The sequence below is a fragment of the Pseudomonas entomophila genome (assembly GCF_029193575.1).
Lineage (GTDB): Bacteria > Pseudomonadota > Gammaproteobacteria > Pseudomonadales > Pseudomonadaceae > Aquipseudomonas > Aquipseudomonas entomophila_G.
On the sequence record NZ_JARGCS010000056.1, the window covers coordinates 317,167 to 330,724 of the forward strand.

13 protein-coding genes are annotated in these 13,558 nt (G+C 66.4%); 1 reads left to right on the forward strand and 12 read right to left on the reverse strand.

Annotated features, from left to right (window positions below):
• Positions 1–10: 10 nt before the first annotated feature.
• From hutH to hutC, 8 genes are all read right to left on the reverse strand, one after another.
• Positions 11–1,543 carry a histidine ammonia-lyase gene (hutH, locus tag P0Y43_RS25195; RefSeq protein WP_275639961.1) on the reverse strand — a complete coding sequence of 511 codons (1,533 nt, stop codon included), beginning with the start codon at positions 1,541–1,543 and terminating at the stop codon, positions 11–13.
• A 27-nt stretch (positions 1,544–1,570) separates the two neighbouring features.
• Positions 1,571–3,094: an HAL/PAL/TAL family ammonia-lyase gene (locus P0Y43_RS25200; protein ID WP_275639962.1), complete on the reverse strand. Its 1,524-nt coding sequence runs from the start codon at positions 3,092–3,094 to the stop codon at positions 1,571–1,573.
• Between the two features lie 9 nt (positions 3,095–3,103).
• A complete protein-coding gene (locus P0Y43_RS25205; RefSeq protein ID WP_275639963.1) occupies positions 3,104–3,934 on the reverse strand; it encodes a quaternary amine ABC transporter ATP-binding protein in 831 nt (276 codons plus the stop codon).
• Positions 3,931–4,782 (reverse strand): ABC transporter permease, encoded by an 852-nt coding sequence (locus tag P0Y43_RS25210; protein ID WP_275639964.1) that lies wholly within the window; start codon positions 4,780–4,782, stop codon positions 3,931–3,933. Before P0Y43_RS25210 ends, P0Y43_RS25205 begins: the two co-directional genes overlap by 4 nt.
• A gap of 26 nt (positions 4,783–4,808) precedes the next feature.
• Positions 4,809–5,777, reverse strand: a complete 969-nt coding sequence (locus P0Y43_RS25215) for an ABC transporter substrate-binding protein (protein WP_275639965.1) — start codon at positions 5,775–5,777, stop codon at positions 4,809–4,811.
• Between the two features lie 91 nt (positions 5,778–5,868).
• Positions 5,869–7,548: a urocanate hydratase gene (gene hutU, locus P0Y43_RS25220; protein ID WP_275639966.1), complete on the reverse strand. Its 1,680-nt coding sequence runs from the start codon at positions 7,546–7,548 to the stop codon at positions 5,869–5,871.
• Positions 7,549–7,962: 414 nt separating this feature from the next.
• A complete protein-coding gene (locus P0Y43_RS25225; RefSeq protein WP_275639967.1) occupies positions 7,963–8,541 on the reverse strand; it encodes a HutD/Ves family protein in 579 nt (192 codons plus the stop codon).
• On the reverse strand, positions 8,538–9,248 hold the full coding sequence (gene hutC / locus P0Y43_RS25230) for a histidine utilization repressor (RefSeq protein ID WP_275640227.1): 711 nt from the start codon (positions 9,246–9,248) through the stop codon (positions 8,538–8,540). The genes P0Y43_RS25225 and hutC overlap by 4 nt, the downstream gene beginning before the upstream one ends.
• Positions 9,249–9,389: 141 nt before the next feature.
• On the opposite strand from hutC, the gene P0Y43_RS25235 reads away from it, so the two are divergent.
• Positions 9,390–10,754, forward strand: coding sequence for a formimidoylglutamate deiminase (locus P0Y43_RS25235; protein ID WP_275639968.1), 1,365 nt, complete (start codon positions 9,390–9,392; stop codon positions 10,752–10,754).
• A 33-nt stretch (positions 10,755–10,787) separates the two neighbouring features.
• On the opposite strand, the gene P0Y43_RS25240 is transcribed toward P0Y43_RS25235, so the two are convergent.
• From P0Y43_RS25240 to P0Y43_RS25255, 4 genes are all read right to left on the reverse strand, one after another.
• Positions 10,788–11,360: a lipocalin family protein gene (locus P0Y43_RS25240; protein WP_275639969.1), complete on the reverse strand. Its 573-nt coding sequence runs from the start codon at positions 11,358–11,360 to the stop codon at positions 10,788–10,790.
• Positions 11,357–11,611, reverse strand: coding sequence for an outer membrane protein assembly factor BamE domain-containing protein (gene bamE, locus P0Y43_RS25245; protein ID WP_275639970.1), 255 nt, complete (start codon positions 11,609–11,611; stop codon positions 11,357–11,359). Before bamE ends, P0Y43_RS25240 begins: the two co-directional genes overlap by 4 nt.
• A gap of 281 nt (positions 11,612–11,892) precedes the next feature.
• Positions 11,893–12,489, reverse strand: coding sequence for a DUF924 family protein (locus P0Y43_RS25250; protein ID WP_275639971.1), 597 nt, complete (start codon positions 12,487–12,489; stop codon positions 11,893–11,895).
• Between the two features lie 3 nt (positions 12,490–12,492).
• Entirely contained in the window at positions 12,493–13,503 is a 1,011-nt protein-coding gene (locus P0Y43_RS25255) for a class 1 fructose-bisphosphatase (protein ID WP_054895279.1), read from the reverse strand.
• Between the last annotated feature and the right edge of the window lie 55 nt (positions 13,504–13,558).

A 13,558-nucleotide genomic window follows, 5' to 3' on the forward strand; every position in this document is an offset into this window, starting at 1 on the left:
TCGGCACCGATCAGAGGCTCGGCAACACCCCCGTCGGCAGCAACGCGGTCAACCGACCCTCGGCCAGCAGCTCGGTGGCCACCTCGATGTCCGGCGCGAAGAAGCGGTCGCGGTCATAGTGCGGCACTTCACGGCGCAGCGTCTGGCGCGCCTGCTCGAGCTTGGCCGAGGTCTTCAGGCCTTCGCGCAGGTCCAGCCCCTGGCAGGCGCCCAGCCACTCGATGGCGAGCACGCCACGGGTGTTCTCGGCCATTTCCCACAGGCGCTTGCCGGCGGCCGGGGCCATCGACACGTGGTCTTCCTGGTTGGCCGAGGTCGGCAGGCTGTCGACGCTGTGCGGGTGCGACAGGGCCTTGTTCTCGCTGGCCAGGGCCGCGGCGGTGACCTGAGCGATCATGAAGCCGGAGTTGACCCCGCCGTTCTCCACCAGGAACGGCGGCAACTGCGACATGTGCTTGTCCATCATCAGCGAGATGCGCCGCTCGCTCAGGGCGCCGATCTCGGCGATGGCCAGAGCAAGGTTGTCGGCGGCCATGGCCACCGGCTCGGCGTGGAAGTTGCCGCCCGAAATCACTTCATCCTCGGCGGCGAACACCAGCGGGTTGTCCGACACCGCGTTGGACTCGATGGCCAGCACTTCGGCGGCCTGGCGCAGCTGGGTCAGGCAGGCGCCCATGACCTGCGGCTGGCAGCGCAGCGAGTACGGGTCCTGGACCTTGCCGCAGTGCTTGTGCGACTGCGACACCTCGCTGGAGTCGCCCAGCAGGTCGCGGAAGCACGCGGCGGTGTCGATCTGGCCGCGCTGCCCGCGTACCGCATGGATGCGCGCATCGAACGGCGCACGCGAGCCCAGCGCGGCTTCCACGGTCAGCGCGCCACAGGCGATGGCCGCGGCGTACAGGTCTTCGGCCTGGAACAGGCCACGCAAGGCATAGGCGGTGGACGCCTGGGTGCCGTTGAGCAGGGCCAGGCCCTCCTTGGCGGCGAGGGTCAGCGGCTCCAGGCCGGCCACCGCCAGGGCTTCGCTGGCCGGCAGCCACTGGCCCTGGTAGCGCGCCTTGCCCTCGCCGAGCAGCACCAGCGACATGTGCGCCAGCGGCGCCAGGTCGCCCGAAGCGCCGACCGAGCCCTTGAGCGGGATGTGCGGGTAGACCTCGGCATTGACCAGGCCGATCAGCGCGTCGATGACCTTGCGGCGGATGCCGGAGAAGCCACGGCTGAGGCTGTTGATCTTCAGCACCATGATCAGCCGCACCAGGTCGTCGTCCAGCGGCGCGCCGATACCGGCGGCGTGCGACAGCACCAGCGAGCGCTGCAGGTTTTCCAGGTCGTGGCTGGCGATGCGGGTCGAGGCCAGCAGGCCGAAACCGGTGTTGATGCCATAGGCGGTGCGGTCCTCGGCGAGGATCCGCTCGACGCAGGCGACGCTGGCGTCGATGGCCTTGCCGGCGCCGGCATCCAGGCTCAGGCGCACCGGCGCCTGGTGAATGCGGCGCAGCTGGGCCAGGGTCAGCTGGCCAGGGGTGAGGTTCAAAGCTTCCATGTTCACGCTCCTTTTTCTAATCGTTGTTCAGCGCAGCGTCGCCAGCACGGGGCCAGGCAGGCGCGCGTCTTTGAGCAGGGCGGCGGCGCGCGCGATGTCCGGCGCCAGCCAGCGGTCTTCCAGGTAGGCCGGCACCTGCTCGCGCAACAGGCGCCAGGCGGCGTCGGTACCGGCGCCGAAGCGCTGCGGCGTGAGGAACTCGAAGGCCTGGCCGGCCAGCAGGTACTCGATGGCCAGCACCTGGGTGCAGTTTTCCAGTACCTGGTACAGCTTCAGCGCGGCGTTGGTGCCCAGGCTCAGGTGGTCTTCCTGCAGGCCCGAGGTGACGTAGTTGTCCAGCACCGCCGGCTGCGCCAACTGGCGGTTCTGCGCGCACAACGAAGCGGCGACGTACTGGGCGATCATCATCCCGGAGTTGACCCCCGGGTTGCTCACCAGGAACGCCGGCAGGCCACTGACGTGCGGGTTGATCAAGCGGTCGAGGCGCCGTTCGGCGATCGAGCCGATCTCGGCGACGGCGATCGCCAGCAGGTCGGCGGCCATGGCCACCGACTGGCCGTGCGGGTTGGCCTGGGACACCACGCGGAAGGCCTCCGGGGTGCCCAGCAGCAGCGGGTTGTCGTTGGCGCCGTTGAGCTCGGCCTCGATCTGCCGGGCGGCGTGGGCCAGCTGGTCGCGGGCGGCGCCGTGCACCTGCGGGATCGAGCGGATGCTCAAGGCGTCCTGGGTGCGAATGCCCTTGCTCGAGGCGATCACCTCGCTGCCGAACAACAGGCCGCGCAGGTTCTCGCCGACCACTTGCATGCCCGGGTGCGGCTTGAGCGCGATGATCTCCGGGTCGAAGGCGGCGATCTGCCCGCGCAGCGCCTCGAAGCTCATGGCACCGATCACGTCGGCCCATTGCAGCAGGCGCGTGGCGTCGTCCAGCGCCAGGCTGGCAAGGCCGGTCATGCACGGCGTGCCGTTGACCAGGCAAAGGCCGTCCTTGGCGCCCAGGGTCACCGGCGCCAGGCCTTCGGCGGCCAGCGCCTCGGCCGCCTCGACGATGCGCCCCTGGTAGCTGACCTTGCCCACGCCCAGCAGGCACACGCCAACATGGGCCATGTGGGTCAGGTAGCCCACCGAGCCCTGCGCTGGCACCTGCGGGGTGATGCCACGCTCGAGCAGCGCCAGCAGCGCTTCGGCCACCCCGCGCTGCACCCCGGACTTGCCGTGGCTGTAGTTGACGATGGCGGCGCAGATGATCGCCCGGGTCTGCTCGTCCGGCAGCGCCGGGCCGACGCCACAGGCGTGGCTGAGCAGGGTATTGCGCGACAGCGCGCTGAGCTGCTCGCCCTGCAGCGAGACGTTGCACAGCGCGCCGAGGCCGGTGTTCACGCCGTAGGCGCGTTCGCCGCTGTCGACGATGCGCCGCACGATGGCCTGGGCATTGTCGATACGCGCCCACACCACCGGCGCCAATTGCAGCCGCGCGCCGTGACGGGCGACGGCGGCGATATCCTGCCAACGCACGGGGGCGTCGGCGATCACCACGGTTTCAAGTTGCGACATCACGACCCCTTACACGGCAACAGCGCGGCGCTGGACGAAGCGGTCGACATACTCGTCGGCCGGCGAGTGGAGGATTTCCTGCGGGGTGCCGACCTGGATCAGGCGGCCGTCCTTGAGGATGGCGATGCGGTTGCCGATGCGCACGGCTTCGTCCAGGTCGTGGGTGATGAACACGATGGTCTTGTGCAGGGTCTTCTGCAGTTCCAGCAACTGGTCCTGCATCTCGGCGCGGATCAGCGGGTCGAGGGCGCTGAAGGCCTCGTCCATGAGGATGATGTCGGTGTCCGCGGCCAGCGCCCGGGCCAGGCCCACGCGCTGGCGCATGCCGCCGGAGAGCTGGTGCGGGTACTTCTTCTCGTAGCCCTTCAGGCCCACGGTCTCGATCCACTGCTGGGCGCGCTGGGCGCACAGCTCCTTGGTTTCGCCGCGCACCTTCAGGCCATAGGCGACGTTGTCCAGCACGTTGCGGTGCGGCAGCAGGCCGAAGCTCTGGAACACCATGCTGATCTTGCGCCGGCGGAATTCACGCAGGGCGTCCATGTCGTACTGCAGGATGTCCTCGCCGTCGACCAGGATCTGCCCACTGGTGGGGTCGATCAGGCGGTTGAAGTGGCGCACCAGGGTCGACTTGCCCGAACCGGAAAGGCCCATGATGACGAAGATCTCGCCACTGCCGATCGACAGCGACAGGTCGTTGACCCCGACCACGCAGCCGGTCTGCGCCAGCACCTGCTCCTTGCTGCGCTGTTCGCGGATCAGTTGCAGGGCTTCCCCGGCGCGGTCGCCGAAGATCTTGTAGACGTTCTTGACTTCGATCTTGCTGATCGCCTGCGTGCTCATTTGCTCACCTCATGCCGTGGCCGACCGTAGGCCTGGGTAATGCGGTCGATCACCACCGCGAGAATCACGATGGCCAGGCCGGCTTCGAGGCCGCGGCCGACGTTCAGGGTCTGGATGCCCACCAGCACATCCTCGCCCAGGCCACGGGCGCCGATCATCGAGGCGATCACCACCATCGACAGGGCCATCATGGTGGTCTGGTTGATGCCGGCCATGATGCTCGGCAGGGCCAGCGGCAATTGCACGCCGAACAGCTGCTGCCAGCGGTTGGCGCCGAAGGCGTTGATCGCCTCCATCACCTCGCCGTCGACCTGGCGGATGCCCAGGTCGGTCAGGCGGATCAGCGGCGGCGCCGCGTAGATGACGGTGGCGAAGATCGCCGGCACCTTGCCCAGGCCGAACAGCATCAGCACCGGGATCAGGTACACGAAGCTGGGCATCGTCTGCATGATGTCCAGCAGCGGCATCAACACCGCGCGCAAGCGGTTGCTGCGCGCCGAGAGGATGCCCAGCGGGATGCCCACCAGCACCGAGATCAGCGTCGCCACCAGCATCAGCGCCAGGGTCTGCATGAGCTTGTCCCACAGGCCGACGGCGCCCACCAGGAACAGCAACCCGATGATCACCACGGTCGGCAGGATGCGCCGCGTGGCATGCCAGGCGATCACCCCCACCACGCCGAGCATCAGCCACCAGGGGGTGGCCCGCAGCAGGCCTTCGAGGTTGACGATGGCCCACAGCAGGGTGTCGGAGATGTGCCGGAACACATCGCCGTAGTTGGTTACCAGCGCATCGACCCAGCCGTTGACCCAGTCGGCGATGGAGAAGGTAAGGTTGTCAGGAAACATAGGTTCCACTCATCAGGTGAGGACGCTCAGAGCGCCGCATTGATCTTCTTGGCAGCCTCTTCACTGACCCACGCCTGCCAGACTTCAGGATGTTCCTTCAGGAAGATCTTGGCCAGTTTTGGCGACTCGATGCGCTCCTTGGTCATGCGACCCAGGTTCTGGTTCAGGATGTCGATCGGGATGTTGACCTTCTCCAGCACGCCAACCAGCTCGGGGGCTTCGTCGTGGAAGGCCTTGGACAGGCCGACCTTGATCGACACGCTCTTGTCCACGCCGGCTTTCTCTTCCAGCTTGACCAGGTCGACCTGGCCCATCAGCGGGGTCGGGGTCCAGTAGTAGAAGAGGATCGGCTCGCCGCGCTTGTAGCTCGACAGCACCGCGGCATCCAGCGCAGGGCCGGTGCCCGGGCGGAAGTTGGTGTAGCTGGCTTCCAGGCCGTAGTCCTTGAGCATCTGGGTGTTGTCCAACTCGCAGGTCCAGCCGGCCGGGCAGTTGTAGAAGCGGCCTTTGCTGGGCTCTTCCGGGTCTTTGAAGAGGCTGGCGTACTTGGCCAGGTCGGCGACGTTCTTCAGCTCCGGCGCCTTGGCGTCGAGCTTGCGCTTGGCATCGCCTTCGATCACGTAGCGCGGGACGTACCAGCCTTCGACCGCACCGACCACTGGCGCGCCGACACCGACCACCTTGCCGGCGGCCTCGGCTTTCTTCCACACCTCGCTACGGCCGACCCATTCTTCGGCGAACACCTGGATGTCGTTGGTGCCCAGGGCGTTTTCCATGGTGATGGAGTTGCCGGGCAGGCTGTCGACGTTGCAGCCGTAGCCCTCCTTGAGCACGATCTGCATGACGTCGGTCAGCAGCATGCCGCTTTCCCAGTTCAGACCGGCGAATTTCACCGGCTTGCCGGAATCACACCAGGTGGCGGCCTGGGTGGCGCTGGTGGCGCCGAGCAGGCCAAGGGCGAACAGCGACGCGAGCAAGGTCTTGTTGGTTTTCATTGCGTGACGCTCCCAAACTTAAGAAGTGGAAATCGGCAGTCCTTGCAAGAAAGTGGCTCATTGGGGGCTGCAGCGCAGCCCCCAAGGGCTATCAGCCAGTAATCATCGGCAGGTTCAGACCCTGCTCTTTAGCGCAATCGATAGCAATCTGGTAACCGGCGTCGGCATGACGCATCACACCGGTGGCCGGGTCGTTGGTCAGCACCCGGGCGATACGCGCAGCGGCTTCGTCGGTGCCGTCGCAGACGATGACCACACCCGAGTGCTGGGAGAAGCCCATGCCCACGCCGCCGCCGTGGTGCAGCGAAACCCAGGTGGCGCCGCCCGCGGTGTTCAGCAGGGCGTTGAGCAGCGGCCAGTCGGAGACCGCATCCGAGCCATCCTGCATGGCTTCGGTCTCGCGGTTCGGGCTGGCGACCGAGCCGGAGTCGAGGTGGTCACGGCCGATGACGACCGGCGCCGACAGCTCGCCGCTGCGTACCATTTCGTTGAACGCCAGGCCCAGCTTGGCACGCAGGCCCAGGCCGACCCAGCAGATACGCGCCGGCAGGCCCTGGAAGCTGATGCGCTCGCGGGCCATGTCCAGCCAGCGGTGCAGGTGGGCGTCGTCCGGGATCAGCTCCTTGACCTTGGCGTCGGTCTTGTAGATGTCCTCGGCATCGCCCGACAGCGCGGCCCAGCGGAACGGGCCGATGCCACGGCAGAACAGCGGACGGATGTAGGCCGGCACGAAACCTGGGAAGTCGAAGGCATTCGTCACGCCCTCTTCCTGGGCCATCTGGCGGATGTTGTTGCCGTAGTCGAAGGTCGGCACGCCGGCTTTCTGGAAGTCCAGCATGGCCTGCACGTGCACGGCCATCGACTGCTTGGCGGCCTTGACCACGGCAGCGGGGTCGGTCTTGGCGCGGTCGCGGTACTGCTCCCAGGTCCAGCCGATCGGCAGGTAGCCGTTGAGCGGGTCGTGGGCGCTGGTCTGGTCGGTGACCATGTCCGGGCGCACGCCACGCTTGACCAGCTCCGGCAGAATTTCAGCGGCGTTGCCGTGCAGGGCGATGGAGACGGCCTTGCCTTCGGCGGTGTACTTGGCGATGCGCGCCAGGGCGTCGTCCAGGTCGCTGGCCTGCTCGTCGACGTAGCGGGTGCGCAGGCGGAAGTCGATGCTGGTCTGCTGGCATTCGATGTTCAGCGAGCAGGCGCCGGCCAGGGTCGCGGCCAGCGGCTGGGCGCCGCCCATGCCACCGAGGCCCGCAGTCAGCACCCAGCGGCCGGCGAGGTTGCCGTTGTAGTGCTGGCGACCGGCTTCGACGAAGGTTTCATAGGTGCCCTGGACGATGCCCTGGCTACCGATGTAGATCCAGCTGCCCGCGGTCATCTGGCCGTACATGGCCAGGCCCTTGGCGTCCAGTTCGTTGAAGTGCTCCCAGTTGGCCCAGTGCGGCACCAGGTTGGAGTTGGCGATCAGCACGCGCGGGGCGTCGCGGTGGGTCTTGAACACGCCGACCGGCTTGCCCGACTGCACCAGCAGGGTTTCGTCGTCGTTCAGTTCCTTGAGGCTGGAAACGATCTTGTCGTAGCACTCCCAGTTGCGCGCGGCGCGGCCGATACCGCCGTATACCACCAGCTCCTTGGGGTTCTCGGCCACTTCCGGGTCGAGGTTGTTCATCAGCATGCGCAGCGGCGCTTCGGTCAGCCAGCTCTTGGCGTTCAGCTTGGTGCCACGCGGGGCGCGGATCTCGACGTCACGGAATTTGTTGAGCTTGTTGTCAGTCACGAAAGTGCTCCTTGAGCGATCTATTCAAACCCGGCGAGATCGGCGGGCCAATGGGGCGGTCTGTACCGCGCGGAAGGGACGGCCTATCCACTTTCGCGCACTTATCTTTACTTGTACATACAAGCATATGCAATTGAATTGCCAAGTCACCAAAAAGGCGCGGAAGGATGTTCGCAATATGGTCCGCAGGCCGCATGAATTGGGGCCCGGAGAGGAAGATGAAAAATCGTGGACGGGTTTTGCGGGGGAATTCAGCAGGAGCTGGCTTTGCGCCATTCTGGGGCATTCGGTAACAGGGTGCGCTGTTTGCGGGCGTTACCGGGTAACTGTTTCGAGTGGTTTTGCGGGCCCTATCGCGGAGATCTGCCTTGCCCCGCGACAGGGCCTATGTGGACGGCACGGGGCCAGAACCCGTCAGGCGGCGCGCTCGACCAACTCGATCACACAGCACCGCCCGGATACCTCGACCTCCAACAAACGCGCGTTACCGCTCAGTTGCAAACAGTCATACAACCCCAGCTCCGACGCGCCCTGCCCTTCGATGCCCACCGTCAAGGCGGCCTCGGCACTGAACACCAGCACCGTGCCCGCCGCGCTGAACAACCGGGTCGCCGCCTCGAACCACTGCAACCGCGCGTGGTAACGCTGCGGCGCATAGATCAGGTTGAAATCGCGGATCGCCCCGCCCAGCAGGGTACAGGCCACCTGGCTCTCGCCACTGAAGGCAAAGGCATCGAACGGCAGCAGCGCGCGGCTTTCATGCCCGTCTACGCTCAGGCGCATGCCATCACCCTGCAGCACGCTGATGATCCGCTGGTACCCGTTGAAGCTGGAGAAGCCACCCGAGGCCTCGATGTCGGCGATCGACAGGCGCCAGCCGAAACCCTCCAGGCCTTCGCCGGCATCGCGGGTGATCTCTTCGGTGGAACCTCCACCGTTCTTCCAGGGCATGCGCGGGTAATCCCGGGCACGCAACAACTGCAACTGGCTCATTTACTGAAACGTCCTTCCAGGCGATGACGGGAACCGGGGTGGATCAGCCGCGCGGCGGTCACCGGCTGGCGGCCGGACCAGGTGCGCCGGCGAATCAGCAGGCAGGGCTCGCCACGCTCGATCTGCAACAGGCGGCACTCGTCGGGCTCGGCGAGGATCGCCTCGACCACGTGCTCGCCCTCGGTCAGCGGCGCGACCTGGGAGAGATAGGCGTAGGGCGTCTGCCGGGTGAAGTCCTGCTTGAGGTAGTCCGGGGCAATGGCGGCGTTGACGAAGCGGTCCTCGATCTGCACCGGCACGCCGTTCTCATAGTGCACGATCAGCGAATGGAACACCCGCTGGCCTTCGCGCATGTCCAAGGCCAGCGCACGCTCGGAACCGGCGGCCTCCTCGGCGAGGATCATCACCTTGCAGCTATGCTGGTGGCCGCGGCTGGCGATCTCGTCGGCGATGTTGTTGACCTCGAACAGCGCCGAGCGGGTCTTGGGTTCGGCGACGAAGGTGCCGACGCCCTGCATGCGGACCAGCAGGCCCTCGGCGGTCAGCTCGCGCAACGCGCGGTTGATGGTCATGCGGCTGAAGCCCAGCTGGCTGACCAGTTCGCTTTCCGAGGGGACGCGATGATGCGGCGGCCAGCTGCCATTTTCGATCTGCTGGACGATCATCTGCTTGACCCGGGCATACAGCGGCGCCGGCCCTTCGCCCATCTGGGCAACCAGCGCGGAGACGGAAGGTGTCGGCACGGCTATGCATCCTTGTGCAATTGATTGACGGTAGCTTGCCGGAGTTTACCCGGCAGGCAAACGTCTGTATATGTATATACAAATAACAGAACGGGGTTCCGAGTGATGTCCGCCTATTTCGCCGAACGCGCCCTGCTGCCCACTGGCTGGGCCAGCAATGTCCGCCTCGAAGTCGCACCCGACGGGCGGCTCACCCAGGTCGAGGCCAATGCCAGCGCCGAGGGCGCCGAGCGCCTGGCCGGGCCCTTGCTGCCGGGCATGCCCAACTTGCATTCGCACGCCTTCCAGCGCGCCATGGCGGGCCTGGCCGAGGTCGCCGGCAACCCCAATGACAGCTTCTGGACCTGGCGCGACTTGATGTACCGCCTGGTCGGGCGCATCCGCCCCGAACAGTTGCAGGTCATCGCCCGCCAGCTGTACATCGAGATGCTCAAGGCCGGCTACACCTCGGTGGCCGAATTCCACTACGTGCACCACGACCACGACGGCCAGGCCTATGCCGACCCGGCCGAGCTGTCGCGGCGCATCAGCGCCGCAGCCAGCGCCAGCGGCATCGGCCTGACCCTGCTGCCAGTGCTGTACAGCCACTCCGGCTTCGGCGGCCAGGCGCCCAACGACGGGCAGCGGCGCTTCATCAATTCCACCGAGCAGTACCTGCGCCTGCAAGCGCAGCTCGAGCCCTTGCTCGCCGCACAACCGGCGCAGCACCTGGGGTTGTGTTTCCACTCGCTGCGCGCGGTCACGCCCGAACAGATCGACACCGTGCTCAAGGCCGGCGCCGCGCACGGCCCGGTGCATATCCACATCGCCGAGCAGCAGAAGGAAGTCGACGATTGCCTGGCCTGGAGCGGGCGCCGCCCGTTGCAGTGGCTGTACGACAATGTGGCGGTGGATGAACGCTGGTGCCTGGTCCACGCCACCCACGCCGAAGCCGACGAGGTCAGCGCGATGGCCCGCAGCGGTGCGGTCGCCGGCCTGTGCCTGACCACCGAGGCGAACCTGGGCGACGGCATCTTCCCGGCGGTGGACTTCCTCGCCCAGGGCGGGCGCATGGGCATCGGCTCGGACAGCCATGTGTCGCTGAGCGTGGTCGAGGAACTGCGCTGGCTGGAATACGGCCAGCGCCTGCGCGACCAGCGGCGCAACCGCCTGTACCGCGGCGACCAGCCGATGGTCGGGCGCACCCTGTACGACGCGGCCCTGGCAGGCGGCGCCCAGGCGCTGGGGCAGCCGATCGGCGCGCTGGCGGTCGGCAAGCGGGCCGACTGGCTGGTACTGGATGGCCAGGACCCGTACCTGGCCACCTCGACCGGGGATGCGATTCTCAACCGCTGGCTGTTCGCCGGCGGCGACCGTCAGGTACGTGAGGTGATGGTCAATGGCCAGTGGGTGGTGCGCCAGGGGCGGCATGCGCAGGAAGAGGAAAGTGCCCGGGCGTTCGTGGGGGTGCTGCGGGAGCTGCTGGGCTGATGAACTCGGGGCCGCTGTGCGGCCCCAGCGCATTCAATGCCGGGCGACGATGTCCTTGTCGGCCACCCGCCAGATCAACCGATTGGTGTCATACCCCTGCTGGCGCGCCCTCGACAGCAGGTTCTCGCGCTCCCACGCCGGCAGGTTCGGCGTGCGTGACAGAATCCACAGGTACTTGCGGTTCGGGCTGCCGACGATCGCCGTGCGGTAGCGCTCGTCCACGTACAGCACCCAGTAGTCCGCCTTGGCCAGCCCCGGCACCAGGCGGGTGAACCAGTTGTCGAACTCCACCCACAGCTTGTCGGTATGCCCCGCCTCCTGCGGCCAGGCATGCCCCTCGGCGCGCAGCCACTCGTCACCTTGGGTGCGGCAGCGGTTGAGCACGCCCACGGTGCCGTCGGGCTTGAGGTTGTAGTGCGCCTCGGATTGCGCGCAATCGCGCTGGAAGTACATGGGCAGACGCGCCAGTTCGAACCACTTGCCCTGGTAGCGCTTGAGGTCGACGCGGCCTGCCGTCTTCGGTGCCAACGGGTCGCTCGCCGAGCTTGCGCAGCCACCGAGCAGCAGCGCCGCGCACAGCGCCAGCAGCAGGTGCGCGCGCCTCATTTGAGGCCCTGCCCGGAATACATCAGCACCTTGTCGGCGGCGTACTGCACGCTGATGAAGCTCTTCTCGTCACCCCAGGTACAGCTGCTCATGCCCAGCGCGCCAGAGCACTCCTTGGGCGAGCCAAGCAGTTGCTCGACCTCGGCCTTGCTCATGCCGGCCTTGAGCTTGGAATAGTTTTCCTGGTTGATCTTGCTGCACGCGGTCAGGACGACGCACAAGGACAACAAGGCGAGGGAACGCAACGACATGGGGACACTCCTGGAGGTGGGACACACAGGCGAGGCGGCCTGCAGACAGCTTAGAAGGGAAAATGCCTCCCCGGTTCCCTGGCAGGTCGCCTTTGTTTCTGCGCCGTTGGTCGGCGGGCACGCAACCGATTCATGTCTGCACCAGGAAGGGGTGCATAACCTGCAGAGCACCTTGCGTGCCTGCAATGACCCTGGAGCACCAGGTCGAGCGGTTGAAGCAGTGGGTGGGGAGTTTCAGCACCTGAAAACAGCGGCGCCCCGCGATTGGGGGCGCCTCAGCGTCAGAACCTGGAGCCAGGCTCCAACAGGAAATCCATCTCTTCACTGGTGCTCGGCCGCCCCAGCACCAGGTTGCGGTGCGGGAAGCGGCCGAACCGGGCGATCACCCGCTGGTGCTGCTCGGCGTAATCCAGGAAGCCTTCGAACAGCCGGCGGTTGGCTTCGGGCTGCTCTTCCAGCAGTGCCTGGTAGCGCTCCACGCACAGGTTCTGCCAGTCCAGCACCTCGGCGTGCTCCAGCACCAGCAGCACGAACACCCGCTGGATCGGCAGCAACTGGTAGTCCCAGCCCTTCTGCAAACCCTGCATCGCCACCACCTGGGCGCGGCGGTCGCCTTCAAAGGCGAGCGGCGTGTCACGGTGGAGCATGCGTGGCAGCTGGTCCAGCAGCAGGATCAGCCCCAACCAGCCCTGGGGGCTCTGCTGCCATTCGTCGAGACCGCCCGCCAGCGCCTGCGCGCACAGATCGCCGAAGCGCTCGCGCGCCTCGTCGTCATGGTGCTTGCCGAACCACAGCGTGCTCTTCTCGTCAGCCACGGCCTGGGGGCTGGTGCCCCAACCGAACCACCATTCCAGCAACGGCTGCCAAGGTGCGAGCATGGTTTACTCCTTGTGGTAGGCGGTGACGCGCTCGACCTCTTCCTTCGAGCCGAGGATCACCGACACACGCTGGTGCAGGCTCTCAGGCTTGATGTCGAGGATACGCTCGTAACCGTTGGTGGAGGCGCCGCCGGCCTGCTCGATGATGAACGACATCGGGTTGGCCTCGTACATCAGGCGCAGCTTGCCCGGCTTGCTTGGCTCACGGGCGTCGCGCGGGTACATGAACAGGCCGCCACGGGTCAGGATGCGGTGCACGTCGGCAACCATCGAGGCGATCCAGCGCATGTTGTAGTTCTTCTTCAATGGGCCGGTCTCGCCCGCCAGCAGCTCGCCCACGTAGCGTTGCACCGGGGCTTCCCAGTGGCGCTGGTTGGACATGTTGATGGCGAACTCGGCGGTGGTTTCCGGCACGCGGATGTTCTCGTGGGTGAGCACGAAGCTGCCCAGCTCGCGGTCCAGGGTGAAGCCCTTGACGCCGTTGCCCAGGGTCAGGATCAGCATGGTCTGCGGGCCGTAGATCGCGTAGCCGGCGGCGACCTGCTGGGTGCCTGGCTGCAGGAAGGCGTTCTCGTTGAGGGTCTCGTTCTGGCTCAGGTATTCGTTCGGGCAACGCAGCACGGAGAAGATGGTGCCGACCGAGACGTTGACGTCGATGTTCGACGAGCCGTCCAGCGGGTCGAACACCAGCAGGTAGGCGCCTTTCGGGTATTTACCGGGGATCTGGTAGGCATTGTCCATCTCCTCCGAGGCCATGCCGGCCAGGTGGCCGCCCCACTCGTTGGCTTCGAGCAGGATGTCGTTGGAGATCACGTCGAGCTTCTTCTGCACCTCGCCCTGCACGTTCTCGGTGCCCATGCTGCCCAGCACGCCGCCCAGGGCGCCCTTGGACACATGGTGGCTGATCTCCTTGCACGCACGCGCCACCACCTCGATCAGGAAGCGCAGATCGGCAGGGGTATTGTTGCTGCGGGTCTGCTCAATCAGATAGCGACTCAGGGTAACGCGGGACATGTATGGCTCCGAAGTGGAAAGGGGTAGAAAACCCCCGCAGTTTACAGGGAGAGTG